Below are 24347 nucleotides of genomic sequence, written 5' to 3' on the forward strand. Positions count from 1 at the left end.
TCAGCGGGAGAATTAAGGGTGTTTATTTTCAAGCGCTGCACTTGCAGGCACTTTTTTGTTCGGTTTAAAGATGAAGTAGGCGGCTAGTACACTGATGGTAATGATGCTTGTCAGTATGAGCTGAGGTCTCATTGATTCGATAAACAGCATAGAGGCCAAGATGGCGCAGATGACCAAAATGGTAAAGTACGTAAGGTATGGGAACAGCCACATTTTGATTTTGAGTTGTTCTGGATTTTCTTTTTCGATTTTACGACGCATTCTTAATTGTGAAACGGCAATGACCAAGTAGACAAGAAGTGCAATGGCACCAGAGGCATTGACTAGAAATAGAAAGATGGTTTCAGGGTAAAAGTAGTTCATCATGACGGCAATATAGGAAAAGAAGGTACCTGCGACTGTCGCTGCTACAGGGACACCGCGTTTGCTGATTTTCATAAAACGTTTTGGTGCTTCGCCTCTTTCTGCTAATGAATAAAGCATTCTGGACGTTGTGTATAGGCCGGAGTTTAAACAAGAAAGAACGGCTGTTAAAACAATGACGTTCATGACTTGAGCGGCTGATGGGACACCGATGTATTCTAATACTGCAACGAACGGGCTTGTTAAAATATTCGCTGAATTCCATGGGAGTAACGTGACAACGACGGCGATCGACCCGACGTAGAACACAATAATACGCCATACAACTGAACGGGTAGCTGTTGTCACAGATTTGACAGGGTCTGCTGATTCACCTGCGGCAATTGCTACAATCTCTGTTCCCATGAAGGAAAAGATGACAACGACAATCCCGAGGAGCACAGAGCCAAATCCGTTTGGAAGGAAACCGCCATTCCCCGTTAAATTGGCAAGACCTGCAGTATGATGACCGCCAAAACCAAAGATAAATGCAAAACCAATGAGTAGGAAGAGAATAATGCTGACGACTTTAATCAATGAAAACCAATATTCAAATTCGCCAAAAGATTTAACAGAAAAGATATTTGTCAAAGTTAAGAGGATTGTGAGGATAAGACTTGTGAGCCAAACAGGTGCATCTCCATACCAATATTGAATAATGGCAGCACCGGCAATGGCTTCAATGGCGATGACGATGACCCAGAAGAACCAGTAAAGCCAGCCGATTGTAAACCCGGCCCACGGGCCGATGGCGTCACTCGCATATTGTGAGAAAGAGCCGCTTGTCGGATAGGCACAGGCCATTTCTCCAAGCATTCTCATAATAAAGATGACCAGAAGTCCGGCAAATGAATAGGAAAGAATCGATCCAGGCCCTGCAGAATGAATGACAGCACCACTACCAACAAATAGCCCTGCCCCAATGACCCCGGCAATGGAGATCATTGAAATATGTCTTGTCTTAAGGTTTTTTTGAAGACCGTTTGTCATGTTGGACATTTCTTTACCTCCAAACATTTCTCTTTTATTCGAGAGTTTGTTTTTAGAATATTTTAAATTTTATCATACTGAATTGTCATTCAGCATTGGACAGGTTATCAAACTGACATTTCAAACCTCTTAACATGATGTTAAAAAGTATAAAGGATTTGAGAGATTATGTTCCCTTATTTTCCTCTGCCCATTCTTAAAAATAGCATAAGAAGGAAGAAAGAAAAGTTGTGTTTTAAAATAAAACTATTCTGACAATTGCATAGTAGAGTGATTTTGTTCTTTTTCATTTTTCGGGGTGGTTTTGAAAAACGTTGATGGGAGTAGGTCTTGAGGTCAATTGACCTTATAAAAATAAGTTTGCTTAGGTCAACACATTTCTATGTATCCTATTTTGCTGATTCAAGCGAATCATGTTGCTGTAGACCCACACGGGCTTGGCTTTGTAAGATAAATATAGAAAAGTAATGTGTGAGGAGGCGCTGTTCGGTATGGAGCGCTACAACGAATTAAGACAAGGTGAAACAGGTGCTTGGGTCAGCATTATAGCCTATGTGATCTTATCTGCTGTCAAACTGATCATTGGGTATGTGTTTCATTCAGAAGCCCTTTCCGCAGATGGCTTGAATAATACGACTGATATCATTGCTTCGCTTGCCGTATTAATTGGGCTGCGTATTTCTCAGAAGCCACCTGATGAGGATCATCCATACGGTCATTTTAGAGCTGAAAATATTGCGTCACTTGTGGCTTCCTTTATTATGATGCTTGTCGGGCTTCAGGTTTTGCTGAGCGCAGGCCAGTCGCTTTTCTCATCAGAGCATCAAACGCCTGATATGATTGCGGCTTGGACGGCAGCAGGAAGTGCTGTTGTGATGTATGGCGTGTATATGTATAACCGTAAACTTTCTAAACGAATTAATAGCCAGGCGCTATATGCGGCAGCGGCTGATAATAAATCAGATGCTTATGTGAGTATCGGGACGTTTGTCGGAATTATCGCCTCTCAATTTCAGCTGGCGTGGGTTGATACGCTTGCTGCGTTTGTGATTGGCTTAATTATCTGTAAAACGGCGTGGGAGATTTTCAGAGATGCGTCTCATTCGTTAACGGACGGTTTTCATATAAAAGATATGTCTAAATATAAAGAGACGATTGAAGCGACACCAGGAGTGGGCGATTTGAAAGACATTAAAGCTCGTTATCTTGGAAGCACCGTCCATGTGGATGTGGTCGTTGAAGTAGAACCGCATTTAAACATCGCAGAAAGCCATGATATTGCAGATGAAATTGAACGCAGAATGAAGCAGGAACATGATATTCTACACTCTCATGTTCATATGGAACCAGCAAGTGAGCCTAAAGAGGAGCAGAAGTCTTTTCCATCGTGAGAAGGCTTCTTTTTTCTACGTGTTGATGTTTCATGCAAATGCGTGTTGTATGGTAAAGTTAGACTATATGAAAATTGACGGAAACGTGATAGGAGGATCAGGATGGCATTTGATGAACCGATGCATTCAGATTTACAAAAAATCGTAGATAACATCAATAAAGTAATGGTAGGGAAAAAAGATATTGCGATATTAAGCCTTGTTGCGATTTTGGCGAAGGGGCATGTGCTATTAGAGGATGTGCCTGGCGTTGGGAAGACCATGATGGTTCGTGCTCTGGCAAAATCCATTGGGTGTGAGTTTAAGAGAATCCAATTTACGCCTGACCTTTTGCCTTCAGATGTAACAGGTGTGTCGATTTATAATAAAAAGACAAATGAGTTTGAATTTAGACAAGGACCGATTATGGGGCAGATTATTTTGGCTGATGAAATCAACCGAACCTCTCCTAAAACACAATCAGCCCTTCTTGAAGCGATGGAAGAAGGCAGTGTCACAGTGGACGGAGAAACGATGCCACTGGCAGATCCTTTCTTTGTGATGGCTACGCAAAATCCAGTGGAGTATGAGGGAACCTATCCACTTCCAGAAGCGCAAATGGACCGCTTCTTATTTAAGCTGCAGATGGGGTATCCAACCATGCTGGAGGAGCTTGAGGTGCTGAATTTGCAGGAGAAGCAAACGCCAATTGACACGCTTCAGGCAGTCATGACAAAAGATCATATCCATGCTTTGCAGCAAGCGGTTCAGACCGTACATGTGGATGCGTCGATTAAAGAATATATTGTCGAAATTGCCCAAGCGACGCGAAATCATCCGTCTGTCTATTTAGGCGTGAGCCCAAGGGGTTCAATTGCATTGATGAAAGCGGCTCAGGCGTATGCGCTGTTGAACAGGCGGGATTATGTGATTCCTGATGATGTACAGTATTTGGCGCCTTACACATTGCCGCATCGCATGATTTTGACATCAGAAGCAACGTATGAAGGGAAGAAGGCGGAGACACTGTTGCGACAGATGATTGAGCATATTGGCGTACCAGTTCAAAAGTCGATGACTCAATGAAGTCACGTGACCGTTTCGCTTTTTCACTATGGTTACGGGTGTTTATGCTCCTTCTCCTCACGGCAGCAGTCTTTTGCTATGCCATGTTTCAGGGCGGCTTTGTGAGCTGGTTCCTTTTTTATGCATTTTCACCATATGCTTTGTATGCTTTGCTGTTTGCCCTTGTTCCACTTCGTGCAACAGCCAAAAGGACATTACAGCATACCCGGTTAAAGGCAGGGGATGTGCTGTCTGTTGACCTTGAAATCAAGCGGACGAATCTATTTCCGTACGTGTACGTCATACTTGAGGATGACCCGCCGGATACCTTCCATTTACAGGAACAGATTGAAATGAAACGAATGATCTTTCCATGGTTTCGGAAAACGTGGCGATTTTCGTATCAATTCAATGACATCATGCGGGGAGAGCATCAATTGACGGCGGTTAGAATCAAAACGGGTGATATGTTTGGGTTTGTTGAAAAAGAAGTGATTCTTCCACTAGAGAAAAAATTGCTTGTGTATCCTAAAATGTTGGATATTCCTGTTGAATCTGCTGCATCGGTGAATGAAAATGGAGGCAAAGCGGTGCACTCTTGGTTAAATGAACCGACAAATGTGACGACAGGTGTGCGTGAATACCAGCAAGGAGACCGTTTCGCTTGGGTGGACTGGAAGACAACAGCTAGAAGAGGTCAGCTTATGACGAAGGAGTTTGAACAGAATCAGACAAAGGATCTGGTGGTGTTTGCTGATTTTACAGATGAAGCCGCTTTTGAAACGATTGTGTCTATGGCCGCATCGGTTCTGCAAACGGCTGTGAAAAAAGGGGTGCCGGTAGGCCTTGTCCCGCTTGGGTATCAGCACTTATTTCGAGTGGATCAAGGAGAGAGGCATTTACAGGACATGCTCTACTATTTAACAAAGGTGCAGTATCAGCCTTCTCGTGCACCTGATTATCAATCATTAACAGCGAGTGAGCACCAGCAGACAGGAAAGTATGTGGTGACAGGTCATCTGCAAGAAGAGCTTGCTGTCATTTTACTTGGGAATCGAAACAGAAAGAACATCACCGTTCTTTTAGTGAAGAGAGCCGTTGATCGATTGACGGCAAAAGAAAAACAGCTTGTGGACCGGCTTAAAGCTTCTGGGATACACACGACCCTTTTATTTGAGGACCGGCTGCACGAAAGAACTGTGAGGTGACAAACATTTATGCTGCATATGCATCAGCGGCAAAGCCGTTTTGAGTTGTTCATCTATTATGCTGTCGCATTTCTGCTGCTTTGGGAGTGGCTTCGTCCGCTTCAAGATTTTACAGAGACGAGTCATACGTCTTATTTCATCATTTTTATAGGGCTTACGTGTTTGTTTACGTTCTTTCGATTGAAGTGGTATGTGACGTTTCCTATTTGTGCTGGATTGATCTTGCTCGCATTATATTTGATTTTTTATCAATCAGAGCCAAGTTATTTGCCTGCGCTGTTTGCTGATATTCAAGATAATATTTCTTTGATGAGCATGGGCATGTGGAGTGACATGTATCCGTCTTTCCGCACATTGTTGTTTTATATTTTGCTTTGGCTACTTGTTTATTTGCTTCATTATTGGGTTGTGTATCAGCAGCGTATCTTTTTCTTTTTACTGATGACGATTGTATATGTCACGATTCTTGATACGTTTACGCCTTATGATGCGACTTTTGCGATCATTCGAATTATGGTATTTGGCTTTTGTTTACTTGGCCTGCTCTATTTCGACAGGCTTCGTTCGGCTGAAGGTGTGCGGGTGTCACAGAAAGCGCGTCTCAATTGGTTCTTACCCATGCTTGCGCTTGTTCTTGTATCAGCATCACTCGGTGCGTCTTTGCCAAAATCTGATCCGAAATGGCCTGACCCTGTCCCGTTTTTTAAAGCGGTCACGAATCAAGATGGTTCTGCCGGGCAGAATAAGGTGGGATATAGTGCGGATGATTCGTCGCTTGGGGGACCGTTTAGTGAGGACCGTACACCGGTATTTAAATGGAGCGGAAAAGAGCCGTCTTATTTTCGTGTAGAAACAAAAAGTATTTACACGGGGAAAGGCTGGGAGGATGCTTCAAATGATACGAAACCTACTCGGTTAAAAGGGAATGAAGTGCCGAACCGGTGGTTTACCAATCGCGTGAAAACAGAGGAGCATGAAACAAGAGTCGATATGGAATCAAATTATCGATTTAATCATGCTGTTTATCCGATTGGTACGGTTATGCTGACGCCAATGGAAAACATTCCACTGCAAATGATGGGCAAAACGGAGAAAATTGTGCCGTCTACTCAAAACCCGCCCAAAAATTTAGGGAACTATCGAGTCAGCTTCTTATCACCTACATTTATCCTAGAGGATTTACAGCGGATCAAAGTACCGACCAAGCAGCAAGTGAACCAGCAGGTCGGACGTGAATACTTGCAGCTCCCATCCTCGTTGCCAGAGCGTGTGAAAACATTGGCGAACAGCTTAACGGAAACGAAGGATAATATGTATGATAAAGCAAAAGCGATTGAGGATTATTTAGGATCTGCGAAGTTTTCATATGAAACCCAAAATGTCGCTGTGCCTGGGCGTGACGAAGACTATGTGGATCAGTTCTTATTTGATACGATGATTGGCTATTGTGATAACTTTTCAACCTCGATGATTGTCATGCTTCGCTCAATTGGAATTCCGGCGAGATGGGTGAAAGGATATACGTCTGGTCAGTTATATGAAACACAGATGGATGGAAACAATGTGTATGAAGTGACCAATAACAATGCTCATTCATGGGTAGAGGTGTATTTTCCAAACCGTGGTTGGGTGACTTTTGAACCGACAAAAGGGTTCACGAACCCAGAGACATTTACGAATGAAACCACGGCTAACAACGACCACACAGATGATCAACAGGATGAAAAAGATCAGCCCGCATCTGATCAACAAGAAAACGAGCAGACACAACAGCCGCAGCAACAAGAAACAGAACAGCCGGCCAAACAAGAGGAAAAAGCAGCTAAAGCGAAGCCAAGTATGGTTCATGTTGGTTCAATCTTGGGCTACGCAGCAGGTGTGATTGTCTTTCTTGGTTTCATAGGCTGGATGCTTTACCGGTTCAGAGCAAGGTGGCTGCCAATCTTTATTGTGAGAAAGGTAAAACGTCTGCCAGATGAGGAAGCTTTTTTCTACGCGTATGCTGCTCTATTAAAACAGCTAAGGCGCAGAGGGATCGAGAAAAAGCCAGGCATGACGCTAAGAGAATTTGCTTCTTTGATCGATGACAAGGAAGGGAATCATCACATGTCTGAACTAACGCAGTTCTATGAGCGGGCGCTCTACAGGCGAGAAGATGCGTCGGCGCTTTGGCGGCAGTCGGTGAAGTTATGGGAAAATTTAATAAACAGGAGATAGTCTTGACCCCGTACCTTCCTGTTGTTAGAATAGGTGAATATTAAAACCTTCTAAAATACATGAAATTGAAGCGTTCGGATGTGAGTCTGGGCGCTTCAAAAGCGTGATTTACACTGAGAGAGGTTTTCTCCTCTCATTTTTTCTGTGCGTTTATAAAAACTATATTGGACATAGAGGTGACACCATGACAAATTTAGTAAATGAAATGATTTTGGTTCTCGATTTCGGTAGTCAGTACAATCAGCTGATCACTCGCCGTATTCGTGAATTTGGTGTGTACAGTGAGCTTCATCCGCACACTTTAACTGCTGAAGAAATTAAAGAAATGGCGCCGAAAGGAATCATCCTTTCTGGTGGACCAAACAGTGTATATGATGAAGGATCTTTCCGTTGTGACGAAAAGATTTTTGATCTAGGCATTCCAGTTCTAGGCATTTGCTACGGCATGCAGCTGATGACTCACTATTTAGGTGGGAAAGTAGAAGCGGCAAGCCAGCGTGAATATGGAAAAGCAGACATTCATATTAACGGAACACCTGCTCTATTCAAAGACCTTCCAACGGATCAAGTCGTTTGGATGAGCCATGGTGACCTTGTCGTTGAAGTACCAGAAGGCTTTACAGTTGATGCAACAAGTGCACATTGTCCAAACTCAGCGATGAGCTTAGCTGAGAAGAATTTCTATGGCGTTCAGTTCCACCCAGAGGTACGTCACTCTGAGTACGGAAATGATCTATTGAAGAACTTTGTCTTCGGCGTATGTGAGTGCGATGGCAAATGGTCAATGGAGAACTTCATTGAAATCGAAATGCAGAAAATCCGTGAAACAGTAGGCGACAAACAAGTATTGTGCGCACTAAGCGGCGGTGTAGATTCATCTGTTGTGGCGGTATTGATCCACAAAGCCATCGGCGATCAGCTGACATGTATTTTCGTTGACCACGGTCTTCTTCGCAAAGGCGAAGCAGAAGGGGTAATGAAAACATTTAGCGAAGGTTTCAACATGAACGTGATTAAAGTAGATGCGAAAGATCGCTTCTTAAACAAGCTAAAAGGTGTGTCTGATCCTGAGCAAAAACGTAAAATCATCGGTAACGAATTCATCTATGTATTCGATGACGAGGCGGACAAGCTAAAAGGAATCGACTACTTAGCACAAGGAACGCTTTACACTGACATCATTGAGAGTGGTACAGCAACGGCACAAACAATCAAATCTCACCACAACGTTGGCGGTCTTCCAGAAGACATGCAGTTTGAATTGATTGAGCCACTTAATACGCTATTCAAGGATGAAGTCCGTGCTCTAGGGTCAGAGCTAGGTATTCCAGACGACATCGTATGGAGACAGCCATTCCCAGGTCCAGGACTAGGAATCCGTGTACTAGGTGAAATTTCTGAAGAAAAACTAGAAATCGTCCGTGAATCGGATGCGATTCTACGCGAAGAAATTGCCAACTTCGGCCTTGAGCGCGACATCTGGCAATACTTCACGGTTCTCCCAGACATCCGCAGCGTAGGTGTCATGGGTGACGCAAGAACATACGACTACACAATCGGTATCCGTGCTGTTACGTCTATTGACGGTATGACGAGTGATTGGGCAAGAATCCCTTGGGATGTACTTGAAAAGATCTCGACTCGTATCGTGAATGAAGTGAAGCATATTAACCGCGTGGTGTATGATATTACGAGTAAGCCGCCTGCTACGATTGAGTGGGAGTAGTTATAATAGAGCTAGAAACCTTTGTATATCAAGGGTTTCTAGCTCTTTTTTATGTTTAATTGCACTTGTTCCTTCCATTTTATTGTGTGAATTCATCATTCCATCCCTTACACACATCAATCCATTGTGTATAACCGGAGTGTTTTTCTAGTTGTTTGATTGTGAGTTCAATAGCACTGTTACTGCTCCCGCAGGCTGGATAGACTGTCTCAAAACGTTTGAGTGACATATCTAAATAAACAGAAACACCATTCTTTATAGCAAAAGGACATACTCCGCCAATTTCATGACCGACCAAGTCAACGACCTCTTGAGGAGGCAGCATTTTCTCTTTTGTTTTAAAATATTCTTTGAATTTTTTGTTATCAACTTTTGCATCGCCAGAGGTCACAACTAAAATAGCTCGTCCATTTACTAGAAAGGAGAGTGTTTTTGCGATTCTTTCAGGTTCGCAGCCCAATGCAGAAGCAGCTAAGTCTACGGTTGCACTAGATACTGAAAATTCCTGAATTCGAGTATCCATTTCATATTGTTTAAAATAATCTTTTACTTGCTTGATTGACATGATGATGTCTCCTTTTTATTCGTATTGATTTGACATTTTCTTGATTTTAAAATTTTACTTTAAAGATAAGTGTCATACATTCTGCTCATTATGTTCTATTATTTAAACGATATTGATGTGGTGTTAGGTGATACTTTTTCTTAAATAAACGAATGAAATGCTCTACATTTTGATAACCAACGGCTCCCGAAATATGATCCACTTGTAAATTACTCCCGGTTAGCATTTCGCAGGCTTTGTCCAATCTTATTTCTTGTCGAATCTCACGAAATGATTTGCCGAGTTTACGAGCTATATATTTTGACAGATAAGATTGTGAAAGGTTAAATTTCTCTGCCATCTTCTGGAGTGTTATATGCTCACAACATTGCTGAATATATTGAAGCATTTGAATCATACGTATATCACTATATTGTTTGACCTGAATGACGTTCATATGACTTGGTTTGAATCTTAATAAGAGACATAATAATATCTCAAACAAATTATTCATAATCAACTGGTAACTAGGAAATCGATTGTGATTTTCTATAAATAGTTGAAGAGAGCAGTCTAGCAAATTTTTATCCAAGTGACTATGGAAAATAAGAATATGTTTATTTTCTCTTATATACAATGCATTCAAAAAGAACTCTGAAATGACATGATTTCCTTTTAACATTTTAAAAAACACTTTTTGAAAAGTACTTTTACGGATCATGATTTGTATTGCGATTGTATTCTCCATTACAAGTGGCTTGTGTATTGTGTCAGGTGGAATAAAGGCAATATCTCCTGATTTTAAAACGATTTTTTTATCTTCCACTTCTACATACATCTCATTTTCCAGAACATAGATCATCTCAAAGAAATCATGGATAGCCGACAATTGAGGCATAAAACGGCTATACTTTCTCACTTCGATATCTTTCTCCTGACCTAACCACATGGTATCCTCTTTTTCAAATTCGTTCTGCCCTTTTAGCAAAAATTCTTCTATATATATTTGCTTTTGCATGAAATTGTTTTGATCATAATCCTTCAAAAATAATTGCAATGATTGATTGTCATGCTTCTTCTGTTGGTATTGTTGATAAAAGATTTCTTGTTCGTTATATTCTCTTAAATATTGCATCGCTTCATGTTTTTCAAGTTTATCTGTTTCCATCTACATCCAAACCTCTAGTTTATTTACTGCAACCACCAGGGCCTTTACTGTTGCTTCTATAATATCTTTATCGATTCCAGCACCCCAATGCATTTTTCCTTGATTTGAAATACCAATCTGTGCACAGGCTTTTGCTTGAGAATCGTTGCCCAAAGAATTCTGTTCATAGACTTCCAAATCATACTCGAGATGAAAATGTGCTTTTAACGCATTACTGATTGCATCTAAACTTCCAGTGCCAGTTCCTTGTATGTCAATTTGTTGATGATCTCTCAGCAAAGTTAAGGTGACTTCTTGCTTCTCTCCTTTATGAAATTGATAATCAAGCAGCTGGAAATGAGGGTGAAAATCAACATACTGTTCTTCAAAAACATGATATATTTCTTCGACAGACAATTCCCTATTTGTCTGATCAGATACTTTCTTCGCTGCATATCCCATGGCTTCATTCATTTGATAAGGAAGTTGAATGCCATAATTTGTTTCTAATATATAGCCTATGCCGCCTTTTCCAGACTGGCTATTGATTCGAATCACATCCGTTTGATAATTCCTCCCCAAGTCAACTGGATCTATTGGGATATACGGAACGTCCCATTTATCAACATGATGTTCCTTTCTATATTTCATCCCTTTAGATATCGCATCTTGATGTGACCCAGAGAATGCGGTGAAAACCATCTCACCAGAATATGGCTGCCGCTCATGAACAGTGATTCTTGTTAGTTTTTCATATTTTTTACGAATCGCTTCTAAGTTATTGAAATTTAATTGTGGATCATAGCCTTGTGAATACATATTCATCGCCAAAGTAATCAAGTCTACGTTCCCTGTACGTTCACCGATACCAAATAATGTCCCTTCGACTCTTTCTGCGCCAGCTAGCACACCAAATTCTGCATCACTCACCCCAGAGCCACGGTCATTATGTGGATGAACAGATAATGTCACACTGTCTCGGTAAGACAGATTTTTGTGCATATACTCAATCTGACTTGCAAAGATATGAGGCATTGAATATTCAACTGTTGTCGGAATATTGATGATCGCTTTATGATGTGGTGTCGGTTTCCAAATATCTAAAACACTATTACAAATATCTAATGCATAATCCACTTCTGTTCCTGGAAAGCTTTCAGGACTATATTGAAAATAAATATCACTTTCTGTATTTTCGGCCAGTTCTTTTACTAAAATAGCTCCATCAATGGCAATTTGTTTAATTTCATCTTTTGTTTTCTGAAATACTTGTCTGCGCTGCGCTTCTGAAGTCGAATTATATAAATGAACAATCGCTTTCGGTACCCCCTTAATGGCTTCGAAGGTTCGGCGGATAATATGCTCTCTCGCTTGCGTGATCACCATAATCGTGACATCGTCTGGAATCATATGATGATCAATCAGTGTCCGTAATAGCTTAAACTCCGTATCATTAGCAGCTGGAAATGCGATTTCAATTTCTTTAAAACCTATCTCTACTAGTAACTGAAACATTTCCAATTTCTCTTCTAAGTTCATAGGAATAGGTAATGCTTGATTTCCATCCCGTAAGTCCACACTGCACCATATCGGAGCACGTTCTAATGTTTCTTTTTTCACCCAATCATAAGTAAGGTTCGGTGGCAAAAAGTATTTCTTTTCGTATTTTTTGTGGTTAAACATCATCGATTCCTCCTGTAATTGGAATATAAAAAAAGCCTATCATCTCCAAGATTGAACTTGGAGACGAAAGACTTCTTCTTACGCGGTACCACCCCTGTTTCATGATAACGTTACATTATCATGCCCTTATTCGAATACAGATTGTTATATCTTATATCCTTCCCATATAACGGTGGGGTGCCGACCTTAACTACATCAATCCTTTTCATTTCACTAAGGCTACTCTAAGGTGAGTTCCCTGCCTTTTTGTTATTGCTTCTCATCAACCAGCAACTTTCTGAAAACATTTCGGCAAGTACTATTCCTTATCATCGCATTCTCATTTTTCTGATTTTTTCTATTATACCAAGATGACAGAAAAGAGATAGTGGTAGGGATGTCTTTTTCAATTGATTTTTTTTGTCCTGTGGGTGCTTATCTTTATTTTCATTGAGCCTCTAACCAATCTATATTTGTCATTTTGTTATTATGAGGCATTAAAATAAACAATCTTGTATTTATTTTTATTCAACTCTAATAATCATGGAGTGGGAATAATTTTAATAAGGATAAAAACTCTTTTTCAATAAGAAAACCGAACTATTTAGGAACCACTTCAAAGTGTTCCCAATAGTTCGGATTCTTTTTTACATTTCTATGCTCATTTCAAATTTCTTTGATTTTATAATTTATAAATTAGTAAAGAATTATGATTTTGGATTAAAGGTTATTTAAAAATTTTCCTCTTGATCCATTTCAAAAATGATTCGTCATGAAGTTTATTTAAATTGTTCTTGAGGATATCATTTTCTTTTTTAAGATTTTCAATTTGTTGCTCTTTTTGTTTCAATTTTAATACCAAATCATTATTTCTTTGAGAAGCCAATAGTAATTCTTGATTAACTTCAACTTTTTCTTTGAGAGAGTATAAGTCTTTGTTTAGCTTATGAATAATTTTAGATAAATGTAACTTATATTCTTCAGATTTTTGTATTTCTTCAGATAATTCTCTTTTCTTTTTTTTGTATTTATCTAGTTCAATTTCAGCTTGGGATAACAATAGATAATTCTCCTTATTTTCATCTTCTACTTTAGAGTTTACAATAAAGTCTCCAAATAAAGTCCAACTGTTTTTGCTATAAATTTTAGTTAGTTTGTCAATTTCTCTTTGTCTAAGCATTTTATTCTTTAATATTTCGTGAGCCTTTGGAATCAATTTTTTAATAACATTAGGAACAGGTGCTTCGTAAGTTGAAATATTATTATCGCGTAATATGCGCCTTTTCTTTGGATCAACAGCGTGGGTTACTTTAACTTCAATTGCCAACTTTTTATTCCATAGATACTTATAAGAGTATGGATCCGTTTGTTTGATGTGCAATAAGATATCAATTAATATACCTTTTTTATCATTATATTTAATATAAGATTCTATTTCTGCTGATTCAATAGCTACTCTAATTTCCTTTTTTTCTTTGTCTTCAATTTTGAATTGATTAAGTTGTGAAAACATCATTTGAAAAAGGAAATGAGCAGTTGTCATTTTTTTTGAATAAAGAATCTGTTTCATGTCTTCTTTATGATAATATCGGTAAAATGCGTCTTTAATCTTTTTTTCTCCACTGAAAGTAGGGGAAACTGGTAATACTCCGCTTCGAATAGAGGGGTTCTTGAAATCAAAAAAGGCAGGGTTTTCTCGATTCATTTCAATTATACCTTGATTTCTCAGCCAAAGTGCTTCCAAGACATGTATTTGTCTATCCTGTACTGGGAAATAAGCAAACTTTTTTGTTTGTTCATTCATATGCAACCACCTAATAATCAATATTCTTATTTATTTTTTTTAAAAGTAAAGTAGCGCTCTTTTATTGTTACTCTTAGACAAGGCAAAAAGTCTATTCATACAGTCACCTTCTTCTCTTTAATATGAATTTAGCAAAAATCACTAAATGAAATTTACAAATGGACTTAATCAATTTTTAAATCCTGTTTTTCGTTTCGCCTACTAATGTTAGTGTTTTTTATAGTCTATAAATGATATTGAAATAAATTCAATTTAAACATACTCTTCATGCTTCTATATCTAATTTCAAGAGTTGGGCTCGCTACTCCTAAAAAAGCGCTTAATATTAGTTTTTTATCTACCTCAGCTAATTGATTATCAACTAAATCAGGTGAGAAATAGATATTTTCGCTATATTCAGCTAAGCAATGAGTTAGGTAAGAAAATAGAAGGTCATCATTTGTACAAGCATCTAAAGAACTAATGAGATTTTTATAACATTTGTCCTCTTTAAATCTTGAAACGATAATAATTGATTCATTATCTTTCGGAAGCACAGATATATAGATACTTGGAACAAATAGTTTTTCATCATAGTTATAAATATCGATAGTAGGGTTACCTTGAATATCTACATTTACTGCAACAGCTGTCGTAGCAGTGAATCCAATTTTAAAAGGGAGTATCTTAACGAAACTTTCTAATCTGTTAAATTGTCCTTTTTCATAAATTTCTCTAAATCTAGAATAATCAGTTTCCGTATCTCTTATTGATAACTCATTAACTCTATAATTAGCCGCAATTTGTTTATTTCTTGTTGCATGAGGACGTTGTTTAAAAAGATTAGAATAACTTTTCTTTAAACGATATTTTCTATGCGCCTCAAAACAATGTGCTCTAAATGCAAGCCAATAATTTTGTTCAGGAGTATTATTGTATGGCTTATCTTCGATGATATTGAAATATACTTCATCATGATGTTTGCAAAAGCCTTTAAATGTGCTTGCTTGATTTTTTCCGATTTTTTTGAATTGTAGTTTTGGGAGTAACGATTTTTCGTGAAAGACCATATCTAATGAATAGACATGATTCTCATGGGCAATTAAACTTAATACACCATTATTTTGTAGAGAATGTGCCTCGATAAAGCCATTCTCACATTTTTCATCGAAGCCGAAACAAACCTTAAAGTCAGTTTCCCTAAAAAGTTTGTGAGATTCAAAATACAATCTTTTAGCATTAAAGTGAGTGGCACCACTATAGACTTCCTTGCTTTTTTTATAGCAACAAAATTTATAATTAGCATTACTACCACAAGGGCAAGGTTTATATGGTTCAAAGACATAGGATATCATTCTGAAAGCTTCTTCCTTTTCTTTTTGTTGTGTGATCGCCTATTATAAGGTTTTTTTAATTCTCTTGATTAGATTCTATTGAATTTAATAATTAATTTCACCGTTTAATAAAAAATATAAGAAAATGCTACGGTTGTTTTTTGAACGTTGTATACGTGCCACGACGTGTGTGAGCTGCTTTTGGTTGATTTGACATGAAATAAAAGTTACTTTTTCTTTAGGTAATGAATCTATTAACATTAATCCATTAGAGTATTTAAAGACTTCTGGATTTTTTTGTTGATTTTCTTTTGGTGGTTTTTAATTTGTTCTTTCATTAAATTTGTAGTAAGTGGCGAAATCTCATTAAATATTTTATTACACTTATTTGCGTATGTGATAAATGTTCCGAATTCTCTTTTCCTATAGTTATATTTTATGTCAGTTCTTTCTCCTAACTGATGATAATGTTGATATATTTTTCTTTTATAAGTTAAGCGTATTCGTTCTTTAGTAAAGCCCTTTTTTCTTGAAACAATTTCTCCTTTCTTTATTAACTTATAAACAGTTCTATAGTATTTATAAATGCTTTTTTCTCTTATTCTAACTTCATTACCATCAAAAATGAATCCTAGATAATCAATTTTAGAAAGGCTTTGAGATTTAATATCGAAAATTTTTCTTCCGTCAAAAGTTAAGGTTTGCGTTTTTTGGGGATGAATTAATAATTTGTATTTTTTGATTTGATTCTCTATTTGATTTTTAATAGTGTGAAATTTTTTTTCGTTTATATTAGTTAAAACCAATATGAAATCATCAGAATATCTTCTATATAAACCTCCTATGCTATCTAATAAATTAGTAATATATTCATCGATCTTTATCATATATATATTAGAATAAATAGCACTCATAGCTGTTCCTTGAGGAATACCTTTTATATCCGTATTTACTTTTAGAATTTTGCTGTTATCATTTGTAATTGAGCTTCTCCCATTTTTGAATTTTCTAAACTCTTTAAATGAAGTGAAATAACAGGTTTGGTTCGTTCTAAATATTTCTTTATCTTCACCCAATCTTAAATTTATCTCTTTTTTATTAATGTATGAATATTTAGTGAGACTCTTGAAGATTTTATATTGATGTGTTGGCATTTTACTTCCGTAAATCAAGTTAATCATTTCTTTAAGTAATTTATGATCTAAAGTGTCGAAAAAATTTTGGTAATCTCCTATGTATATATAGCAATCTGGATTCTTCGCAATGAAGTTAATTACTTCAGCTGCGAAATGTATATTGTTTTGTCTTTTTTTGTTGTTTCTATAGGCAGTAACAGATTCATCAATTTGTTTATCTTTAGCATACCTATTATATAAGTCATTTAACTCTAGACTGTAATGTTTGTATATAAAGTTATCAATATGAGCAGCATACATAATCGGTCTTTTTTTTTCTTTAATAGGTACTAATTGACCGTTTCTCTTCATAGCAGTTTCATCTTTAATATCGTTAAACTTCTCAAAGGTTAACTCACTAAAAATTAAAGGTAGAAAACTATGTGATGAGTTTTGTTTAAAACCCAGGACGTAGTTTTCTACCTTTTTATTAAAAGATGCAATTTTATCAAAATGCAAGTAAGGTTTAGATGGATATTTATGTACCATTTAAAACTCACATCCCTTTTTTATTGTTGGAGCAAGTACAGACCTAGTCCCGCTACTATATTTCTTCTGACTTGCACTCTGCCTAAAGCGCCGCGATCCTTAGGCTCTACTATACCACGCGGCATATTATATGGTATGGCGGGGTGAGTTTAATACTCACAAATACAAATAATGTATAATATAACAAGAAGACAAGTTCTGATGGTGAGGTGTTCTATGATGATAGATATAACTTTGGTAAGCTACTTATCTAGTATGCTGATCTTAAGATTAGCATACGGTATACAAGTTTCAGCTTTCACAGTAATATCTCTTGACATTGTTATACAACATACCTAGTACTCTAATAAATGATAATAGTACTAGCGATTTAATATTAACATAAATTACTTCGGAAGGAAAACAATAACTTTTTTGGTCCATTAACTTGTAATTAAAAAAAGTAATAGTCTATTTTTTCTCGTAATCCCTCTTCAAAATCGCATACATAAACACATCATCAAACCCGTTCTGACCAAGATCATACTCCCTCAATAAACCCTCTCGCACAAAATCAAAGTTCTCCAATAATTGAACAGAGGACGTATTTGCTGGATCAATGATCGCTTCAATTCGATTCACGTTCATTTCCTGAAATCCATATCGTAACACCGCAGCAATCGCTTCACTCATAATGCCTTTTCTCCAATGGTGGTGATGTAATTCATAGCCAATTTCCGTGCGGCAGTGCTGTTTTTCCAAGTTAAGAAATCCACAGCTGCCGATGATCGCAGGATCATCTTTTAAAGAAATGCCCCACCGGATGCCTGTTTGTTCTTTGAAGATGTTGTCATACCACTTGATTTCTCCTTTTGTGTCTTCGATGGATTCATGAGCATCAATTCCCATGTAGCGGCACACAATTTCATTGGATAAATAGATGTGCATATCCTCAGCGTCTTCGATCGTCGCTTGTTTTAAGATTAGTCTTTCGGTATGTATGGTTGGAAATGTTTGTGGAAAGTTGATTTTTTTCATTTGATTATCCTCCATGCGATGTCTTTTGTTCTGTACATGCCTGACAATAAAAAACCCCTTCATTCCTTAGCCAAGCCTTCACTTCTGTCATTCCTCGTCTTTTTGGATAGACCAGCTTGACGTACACTTCTTCGTTTCCTTCTATTTTTTTCTGACAGCTAGCACACGTGGGTTCTTCGAATCGAAACAATTGACATACTCCTTTTTGAAGATATTTCTTCCATTATATCAAATATTCAACTTGTTCTTTCGACTCTATTCTTCACTTTCTCTATTTTTATCCGACATATGCTAAGTAAAAGAAATTTCCATTTGTTGAAACCGTTTGAGAGAAAGCTTGCTCTAACAGGTGTAGGAGGTGTGGATGAGATGAAGCAAGTGCGTCTAATTAAAAAAGCACAAAAAGGGAATGTCCCGGCATTTGAGACATTAATGCTGATGTATCAGGAGCGTTTATATAAAACGGCTTTTCTCTACACAAGAAATAAAGAGGATTCGTTAGATGCTGTTCAAGAGACGGTCATTAAAGCGTTTAAGCATCTATCTGGATTAAAAGAACCGGCTTATTTTTCTAGCTGGCTGACGAGAATTTTGATTCATACAATTTTTGCGATGAAGAAAAAGCAGCAAGATGTTGTTCCGTTTGAACAGCATCATGAGAGCGTTGAGCGCCATGATTTTTTGGAAGACAAGCTCGATTTAAAAAATGCACTTGATGTGTTAGATGAGCAATATCAGCTCGTGATTCAGCTATTTTATTTTCAAGATTATTCGATTTCAATGATTTCTGAACAGATGGGTGTGCCCGAAGGAACTGTCAAAACTCATTTGTATCGAGCAAGAAAGTTATTAAAGCAAACATTGGAGAAGGAGGAGAGTGTCGATGGAACGAAAAGAAATGAAGAAGCTTTATGATGAGATTGATGTACCAAAGGTTGAAGTGACCTCTGCGGTTCGCCAAGCAATAGGAGATGTGAAAGCGGAACAGAAAAGACGTTGGTTCACATGGAATTGGAGAACGCCAATCTATTCAGTTATCGCCCTTGTTGTCCTTTACTTTTCATCAGGCTTCATTTTTCCTTCTCTTAATACAGCGATGGCTCGAGTACCGTTTGTTGGACAGTTATATATGATGTTTCACGATAAAGTAGGAATGTCTCTTTTTCAGAGTGAGTTGGTGAAGCATGTCAATGAGGGGGCTGAATCAAGAGGGGTTACTGTGAAAGTGAACAGTGTGTACTATGATGCCGGGCGGCTTGTTTATACGTTTACTGTGGAGAATTTGAATACAAAGGAAGATGTTGTCCCTTTCATAGTCAACTTAGATCCAGTAAATCAAGCTTCCCAATCGAGTTCCTACAATCATGAATTGAAAAAATTAAAAGATGGCCATTATGTTGGGCAGGTGACAGTCTATACAAATGGTCAAACGATCAAACAAGGTCAACAAGTGCCACTTGTCATTTCGAAAATTGGGGATATTGTAGGGAATTGGCGCTTCAAGGTACCAGCGGTCAAGCAAAAAACCACTTTATTAGCTGGACAAAAAGACGTGTCTATTTTAAATGGACGTTATCACTTAAGAAATATAAAGGTAGAAAATGGGGTGAAAAGCTCTGTTATTCAATATACCATTGATTACAATGGTTTTGCTAAAGACGATATAGTTAGTATAGAAAGAATGAAGGATAATCTAGGGAATGATTATCAGCTCGAAATTGGAACAGTTTTAGGAGAAAAACAACTGACTTCTGACAAAACTAGAAAAAATCATTTGACCATTTTAGATCAGTCGATTGATCCAGAGGCAACTGAATTAACATTTTACACGGGTGTGACAGACGAACAAGAAGAAAGCAAAATCATTCCTCTTCAGACAAAGCTACCTGTTCAGTTCAAAACAAAGCATCATGGAATAGGGATCAAAATCAATAAAATAGAGCAAAAGGGGCACTCTGTGACAGTTTATTATCAATTTACTGGAGTAGATCAGAAAGAATTAGATGAGGATGTTATGGAGAATGTCGGTGAATGGATAGGATTAGGTGATGTTAAAAAATTGAAATCGTGGTCAGATCCTGAAGCAAATGATGAAAACGGATATTACTTGGAGAGAAACGATGCGAAGGTGACCAATTTCAAGACAGCCTCTATGCAATCCACCTTTGAATTTGATGTGAAGAAGTTAGACACATTTTCTTTTAAGGATTATGGGCTTTATCTTGATTTGTCAGATCTAAACCGATTGGCACCACAGGAAGATATACCCGTAACCATTCCAGTCAAAAAAGAAACATCAAAAGCTAATCGATAAATAAATGAGCGAACATGATTACACATGTTCGCTTTTTATCTGTTGATGCGCCAGTCGATTGCGATTGAACGAGTACCGAATCAACATCAATGCAACAAAACTGGCTAGCCCGCCGATCCAACTTAAATTCGTTACATTTGTATATTGAATAATCAGACCACCCATTGACGAGCCGAGCATCATGCCGATATTCATAATCGCTGTATTAAAGCTCAGCACGGTTTCCGATGTTTCGGGTTTTAGGGAGATGAGATAAAATTGCTTCGCTGGTGTTGTTGTCCATGTGGCGGTGCCCCAAATGGCGAGCGTGATGAAGACGCCAACTACCGAAAATTGTGTAAAGGATAATGCAAAGAGCATGAGCATCTGAACCGTGATGCTGATTGAAATGGTTCGGTTTGGCCCCCAATGATCGACAGCGTATCCACCAAAGCGTGAGCCAATAAAAGCAGAAATCCCTAAGACAAGCAAGGCAATGCTTGTCATTTCGAGCGTAAATCCGGATGTCTGTCGCAATAATGGCGAAATGTAAGCAAATACCATCGTGTACCCTAAAATCCAAAAGGCAGTCGTGGCTAAGCCGCTTAACACCCTACGGTCTTGAAGAATTTGCATTTGCTGTTTGAATGGCACATGGGAATGTCCCTCCATAGGCGGTAATAATCGATACAGAAGAAACAAGAGACAAGCGGTTCCTATTGCAATGATGAGAAAAATGGCATGCCAATCTACATATCCTGCTAAAAATGTTCCAATCGGTACACCGAGTACTAGTGAAACTGTAAATCCAGTGATTACTGTTGCCATCGCACTCCCCTTTTTTTCTGGCGGGGCGAGCTGCGCTGCGTAATTTGTTGCGAGCACAATATATAAGCCGCCACTCATGGCCATGATGACCCGTGAGAGCATGAGCAGCATAAAGTGATGGCTAAAAAAGGCGAGTACATTCCCTGCTATAAACATGGAAATCGCCGATAAAAGAACCTTTTTTCGATTCAATTTCGATGTGGCCATGACTAAAAAGAGGGCACCCACGGCATAAAAAAGAGAATAGATGGTGATGAGCTGTCCCGCAACCGGGATGGAGATGCGCAGATCGTCAGAAATGATGTCCAGTATGCCTGATACGACGAATTCTGAAGTACCTGTGACGAAAGAACCGACGGCTAAAAGAAATATGAGCAATGGATAAGATGTACTTTTCATTTTGAACCCTTCCTTTATGTTGAAACGTTGTATTCATTTTAAATTCCGTGCTAACATAAGTAAAATTGATGTTTTTCATGAAAGGGATGAGTGAATACTCATGAGCTTTGTTCGATTCGAGACAATGGCTAAGGTGGTCGAGCTAGGCAGTTTTACCGCTGCAGCTGAAGCATTAAATATGACACAGTCTGCCGTGAGTCATGCGGTGGCAAGTTTAGAGACGGAGTGGGGCGTGTCTTTATTCGTACGTGACCGAAAAAAGGGCATCACGCTGACAGATACCGGTGAAACCCTTCTTCCGCATATAAGAGAAGTGCTAAATCGAGTAGAGAAAATTCAGCAGGAAATTGCGCTCACCAAAAATATTGAATCTGGCTTGATTCGGATTGGAACATTTGCCAGTGCATCCGCTTGTTTGTTGCCAAAACTGCTTGTGAGCTATCAGAGAAAGCATCCAAAGATTGAATTTAAATTCTATGAGGGGACATATGAAGAAATATTGGAGTGGCTCGATTCTGGCATTATTGATGTTGGGTTTGTTGTAAAAGGTAAAGCGGATGAAGCGTTTGATCTATTGCCACTTATGAAAGATAAAATGGTGGTCGCCTATCACGAAAATCATCGTTTTAAGCAGCAGCCAATTGTAGACATGGAAGAATTAGCAGATGAACCATTTATTATGCCAACTGGCATGTATCAATCCCATGTAGAGGATATTTTTTCAGAGGCACAAATCAAGCCGTCTATTTTATTTGAAGTGCATGATTGTACGACCATTGCCCGCATGATTGGGGAAGGACTTGGTGTGACGATAGGTCCTGAGTTATTCCTAAAAACGCAGCAACTTGTGCAGATCAGTCATCTGAATGTATCGCATCATCGTGAGGTGGCGCTTGCCTGTCCATCGCTCACGCAAGCTTCTCCTGCTGTGAAGGCATTTTTCGATGTAGCAGAAACTGTTTTTGCCAGAATTCAGTGATGGGTGTATAAAGAACTAGATGTGATTTTCCAAATTCGTGTAATAAGACGAATGAAGCGGACATTTCTTTGAAAAATGTTCGCTTTTCGTATTGTGTTTTAAAAATGAAGTTGGTACAATAGACACAGAAATCAAATAGATAGAAGTCGTATAATGGCGGGGATATGGCCCGCAAGTTTCTACCAAGCTACCGTAAATGGCTTGACTACGTCAATTCACACTCGTTTGATATAAATCATGCATTGTTCTTGTTTGATGTCACGGTCTGAATTCACATTGTAGTCAAGCGTCCCAAAAACTGTTGGGGCGTTTTTTATTTGACTTGTGAATGGGGCAGACTAAAGCAAAAGGACATGAAGGGAGTCAGTTGGCTTTGAAACAGTTTTTTCAGTTTGATGAGTTAGGTACGAATTATCGCAGAGAGATCATCGGCGGTTTAACGACATTTTTGTCGATGGCTTACATCTTGTTTGTCAATCCGATCACACTTGCTTTAGTAGCAGTACCGGATTTTCCAGATAAATTACGAATTGATCAGGGGGCTGTCTTTACAGCTACAGCGTTAGCTTCTGCGGCAGGTTGTTTCCTGATGGGATTGATCGCCAGGTACCCGATTGCGATTGCACCAGGTATGGGGCTGAATGCGTTCTTCGCTTTCTCAGTTGTTCTTGGTATGGGGATTTCATGGCAGGCAGCACTTTCCGGTGTGTTTGTTTCAGGATTGATTTTCGTTGCCCTTTCTTTAACAGGTTTCCGTGAAAAAATCATCAATGCTATTCCGAGTGAGCTGAAGCTGGCTGTTGGTGCAGGGATTGGTTTGTTCATTACATTTGTAGGGCTTCAAGGCTCCGGTATTATTGCCAATAACGATAATACGCTCGTTTCGATTGGAAACATTCATAGTGGTCCTGTATTGTTGACGGTATTTGGAATCGTTGTGACTGTCATTTTAATGGTTCTTCGAGTGAATGCAGGTGTCTTCATTGGGATGCTTGTGACAGCTATTGCTGGGATGATCCTTGGTCTTGTGCCAGTTCCATCTCAAATTGTAGATAGCATTCCAAGCTTGTCTCCAACTTTTGGTCAAGCCTTGATTCACTTGCCAGACATCTTCTCCATTCAAATGCTTGTGGTCATTTTAACGTTCCTATTCGTTGGGTTCTTTGATACAGCTGGTACACTTGTGGCTGTGGCAACGCAGGCTGGTTTAATGAAAAATAATGAGCTGCCGCGTGCAGGAAAAGCGCTTCTGGCGGATTCTTCTTCTATCGTCGTCGGTTCTGTTCTTGGTACATCAACGACGACGTCTTATGTTGAATCTAGTTCAGGTGTTGCTGCGGGTGCTCGCTCTGGGTTTGCAGCTGTCGTGACAGGTATTTTCTTCTTACTTGCGATGTTCTTCTCGCCGCTTTTATCTGTCGTGACACCGAATGTAACGGCACCTGCTTTAATCATTGTCGGTGCACTGATGGTTGCACCTCTTGCAAAGATCGCATGGGATCGTTTTGAAATTGCGGTACCGGCCTTCTTAACCATGATTATGATGCCACTCACATATAGTATTGCGACAGGGATTGCAATTGGTTTCATTTTCTACCCGATCACCATGATCTTTAAAGGAAAAGCAAAAGAAGTGCATCCAATTATGTACGGCCTGTTTGTCATCTTTATTCTATATTTTGCTTTCTTAAATCATTAATGGTTTGTCTGAAACAGCAG

The 24347-nt window shown here is 38.6% G+C and carries 19 protein-coding genes, 1 riboswitch and 1 other annotated feature; of the genes, 9 read left to right on the forward strand and 10 right to left on the reverse strand.

Annotation, left to right across the window (positions count from 1 at the left end; all coding sequences use genetic code 11):
* Positions 1-12 precede the first annotated feature (12 nt).
* Positions 13-1401: a GABA permease gene (gabP, locus tag FXF70_RS14760; RefSeq protein ID WP_017359846.1), complete on the reverse strand. Its 1389-nt coding sequence runs from the start codon at positions 1399-1401 to the stop codon at positions 13-15.
* A gap of 482 nt (positions 1402-1883) precedes the next feature.
* On the opposite strand from gabP, the gene FXF70_RS14765 reads away from it, so the two are divergent.
* The 5 genes from FXF70_RS14765 (at position 1884) to guaA (ending at position 8978) form a co-directional block, all read left to right on the forward strand.
* Positions 1884-2783, forward strand: coding sequence for a cation diffusion facilitator family transporter (locus FXF70_RS14765; protein WP_008344349.1), 900 nt, complete (start codon positions 1884-1886; stop codon positions 2781-2783).
* Positions 2784-2885: 102 nt separating this feature from the next.
* On the forward strand, positions 2886-3848 hold the full coding sequence (locus tag FXF70_RS14770) for an AAA family ATPase (protein WP_008344348.1): 963 nt from the start codon (positions 2886-2888) through the stop codon (positions 3846-3848).
* Positions 3845-5035, forward strand: coding sequence for a DUF58 domain-containing protein (locus tag FXF70_RS14775; RefSeq protein WP_148780517.1), 1191 nt, complete (start codon positions 3845-3847; stop codon positions 5033-5035). Before FXF70_RS14770 ends, FXF70_RS14775 begins: the two co-directional genes overlap by 4 nt.
* A 9-nt stretch (positions 5036-5044) precedes the next feature.
* Entirely contained in the window at positions 5045-7252 is a 2208-nt protein-coding gene (locus FXF70_RS14780) for a transglutaminase TgpA family protein (protein ID WP_187424775.1), read from the forward strand.
* Between the two features lie 184 nt (positions 7253-7436).
* Positions 7437-8978 (forward strand): glutamine-hydrolyzing GMP synthase, encoded by a 1542-nt coding sequence (gene guaA, locus FXF70_RS14785; RefSeq protein ID WP_017359841.1) that lies wholly within the window; start codon positions 7437-7439, stop codon positions 8976-8978.
* 79 nt (positions 8979-9057) lie between these two features.
* Here guaA and FXF70_RS14790 read toward each other — a convergent pair whose 3' ends face one another.
* From FXF70_RS14790 to FXF70_RS14825, 8 genes are all read right to left on the reverse strand, one after another.
* The gene (locus tag FXF70_RS14790) at positions 9058-9543 is read right to left on the reverse strand and encodes a YbaK/EbsC family protein (protein ID WP_148780519.1); all 486 of its coding nucleotides are present in this window, start codon (positions 9541-9543) and stop codon (positions 9058-9060) included.
* Between the two features lie 88 nt (positions 9544-9631).
* Positions 9632-10690, reverse strand: a complete 1059-nt coding sequence (locus tag FXF70_RS14795; RefSeq protein ID WP_048002249.1) for a helix-turn-helix domain-containing protein — start codon at positions 10688-10690, stop codon at positions 9632-9634.
* Positions 10691-12352, reverse strand: coding sequence for a 2-isopropylmalate synthase (locus FXF70_RS14800; protein ID WP_144684796.1), 1662 nt, complete (start codon positions 12350-12352; stop codon positions 10691-10693).
* A gap of 56 nt (positions 12353-12408) precedes the next feature.
* Positions 12409-12673: a binding site (T-box leader), on the reverse strand.
* Positions 12674-13058: 385 nt separating this feature from the next.
* Positions 13059-14135: a hypothetical protein gene (locus tag FXF70_RS14805; protein WP_144684798.1), complete on the reverse strand. Its 1077-nt coding sequence runs from the start codon at positions 14133-14135 to the stop codon at positions 13059-13061.
* 224 nt (positions 14136-14359) lie between these two features.
* Entirely contained in the window at positions 14360-15469 is a 1110-nt protein-coding gene (locus tag FXF70_RS14810) for an SEC-C domain-containing protein (RefSeq protein WP_144684800.1), read from the reverse strand.
* 239 nt (positions 15470-15708) lie between these two features.
* Entirely contained in the window at positions 15709-17112 is a 1404-nt protein-coding gene (locus tag FXF70_RS14815) for a reverse transcriptase domain-containing protein (RefSeq protein ID WP_144684802.1), read from the reverse strand.
* A 450-nt stretch (positions 17113-17562) separates the two neighbouring features.
* Positions 17563-18129: a GNAT family N-acetyltransferase gene (locus FXF70_RS14820; protein WP_144684804.1), complete on the reverse strand. Its 567-nt coding sequence runs from the start codon at positions 18127-18129 to the stop codon at positions 17563-17565.
* Positions 18130-18133: 4 nt separating this feature from the next.
* Positions 18134-18319 carry a hypothetical protein gene (locus FXF70_RS14825; RefSeq protein ID WP_003214201.1) on the reverse strand — a complete coding sequence of 62 codons (186 nt, stop codon included), beginning with the start codon at positions 18317-18319 and terminating at the stop codon, positions 18134-18136.
* A 179-nt stretch (positions 18320-18498) separates the two neighbouring features.
* Between FXF70_RS14825 and FXF70_RS14830 the strand changes: the two genes are divergently transcribed.
* Positions 18499-19044: a sigma-70 family RNA polymerase sigma factor gene (locus FXF70_RS14830; RefSeq protein ID WP_148780521.1), complete on the forward strand. Its 546-nt coding sequence runs from the start codon at positions 18499-18501 to the stop codon at positions 19042-19044.
* A complete protein-coding gene (locus FXF70_RS14835; protein ID WP_148780523.1) occupies positions 19013-20443 on the forward strand; it encodes a DUF4179 domain-containing protein in 1431 nt (476 codons plus the stop codon). The genes FXF70_RS14830 and FXF70_RS14835 overlap by 32 nt, the downstream gene beginning before the upstream one ends.
* 18 nt (positions 20444-20461) lie before the next feature.
* Here FXF70_RS14835 and FXF70_RS14840 read toward each other — a convergent pair whose 3' ends face one another.
* Positions 20462-21649, reverse strand: coding sequence for an MFS transporter (locus tag FXF70_RS14840; RefSeq protein ID WP_148780525.1), 1188 nt, complete (start codon positions 21647-21649; stop codon positions 20462-20464).
* Between the two features lie 100 nt (positions 21650-21749).
* Between FXF70_RS14840 and FXF70_RS14845 the strand changes: the two genes are divergently transcribed.
* Positions 21750-22628 carry a LysR family transcriptional regulator gene (locus FXF70_RS14845; RefSeq protein ID WP_148780527.1) on the forward strand — a complete coding sequence of 293 codons (879 nt, stop codon included), beginning with the start codon at positions 21750-21752 and terminating at the stop codon, positions 22626-22628.
* Positions 22629-22754: 126 nt separating this feature from the next.
* Positions 22755-22856, forward strand: a riboswitch (purine riboswitch).
* Positions 22857-23001: 145 nt separating this feature from the next.
* Complete coding sequence (locus FXF70_RS14850) at positions 23002-24327, forward strand: NCS2 family permease (RefSeq protein ID WP_035703624.1); 1326 nt, start codon at positions 23002-23004, stop codon at positions 24325-24327.
* Positions 24328-24347 lie beyond the last annotated feature (20 nt).

Source organism: Bacillus sp. Y3, from assembly GCF_008123875.1.
Taxonomy (GTDB): Bacteria; Bacillota; Bacilli; order Bacillales; family Bacillaceae; genus Bacillus; species Bacillus altitudinis.

Excerpts from the sequence above, each read along its gene's own strand:
- gabP (WP_017359846.1), bottom strand. The coding sequence starts at position 1,401 with ATGTCCAACATGACAAACGGTCTTCAAAAAAACCTTAAGACAAGACAT.
- FXF70_RS14765 (WP_008344349.1), top strand. The coding sequence starts at position 1,884 with ATGGAGCGCTACAACGAATTAAGACAAGGTGAAACAGGTGCTTGGGTC.
- FXF70_RS14770 (WP_008344348.1), top strand. The coding sequence starts at position 2,886 with ATGGCATTTGATGAACCGATGCATTCAGATTTACAAAAAATCGTAGAT.
- FXF70_RS14775 (WP_148780517.1), top strand. The coding sequence starts at position 3,845 with ATGAAGTCACGTGACCGTTTCGCTTTTTCACTATGGTTACGGGTGTTT.
- FXF70_RS14780 (WP_187424775.1), top strand. The coding sequence starts at position 5,045 with ATGCTGCATATGCATCAGCGGCAAAGCCGTTTTGAGTTGTTCATCTAT.
- guaA (WP_017359841.1), top strand. The coding sequence starts at position 7,437 with ATGACAAATTTAGTAAATGAAATGATTTTGGTTCTCGATTTCGGTAGT.
- FXF70_RS14790 (WP_148780519.1), bottom strand. The coding sequence starts at position 9,543 with ATGTCAATCAAGCAAGTAAAAGATTATTTTAAACAATATGAAATGGAT.
- FXF70_RS14795 (WP_048002249.1), bottom strand. The coding sequence starts at position 10,690 with ATGGAAACAGATAAACTTGAAAAACATGAAGCGATGCAATATTTAAGA.
- FXF70_RS14800 (WP_144684796.1), bottom strand. The coding sequence starts at position 12,352 with ATGTTTAACCACAAAAAATACGAAAAGAAATACTTTTTGCCACCGAAC.
- FXF70_RS14805 (WP_144684798.1), bottom strand. The coding sequence starts at position 14,135 with ATGAATGAACAAACAAAAAAGTTTGCTTATTTCCCAGTACAGGATAGA.
- FXF70_RS14810 (WP_144684800.1), bottom strand. The coding sequence starts at position 15,469 with ATGATATCCTATGTCTTTGAACCATATAAACCTTGCCCTTGTGGTAGT.
- FXF70_RS14815 (WP_144684802.1), bottom strand. The coding sequence starts at position 17,112 with ATGGTACATAAATATCCATCTAAACCTTACTTGCATTTTGATAAAATT.
- FXF70_RS14820 (WP_144684804.1), bottom strand. The coding sequence starts at position 18,129 with ATGAAAAAAATCAACTTTCCACAAACATTTCCAACCATACATACCGAA.
- FXF70_RS14830 (WP_148780521.1), top strand. The coding sequence starts at position 18,499 with ATGAAGCAAGTGCGTCTAATTAAAAAAGCACAAAAAGGGAATGTCCCG.
- FXF70_RS14835 (WP_148780523.1), top strand. The coding sequence starts at position 19,013 with ATGGAACGAAAAGAAATGAAGAAGCTTTATGATGAGATTGATGTACCA.
- FXF70_RS14840 (WP_148780525.1), bottom strand. The coding sequence starts at position 21,649 with ATGAAAAGTACATCTTATCCATTGCTCATATTTCTTTTAGCCGTCGGT.
- FXF70_RS14845 (WP_148780527.1), top strand. The coding sequence starts at position 21,750 with ATGAGCTTTGTTCGATTCGAGACAATGGCTAAGGTGGTCGAGCTAGGC.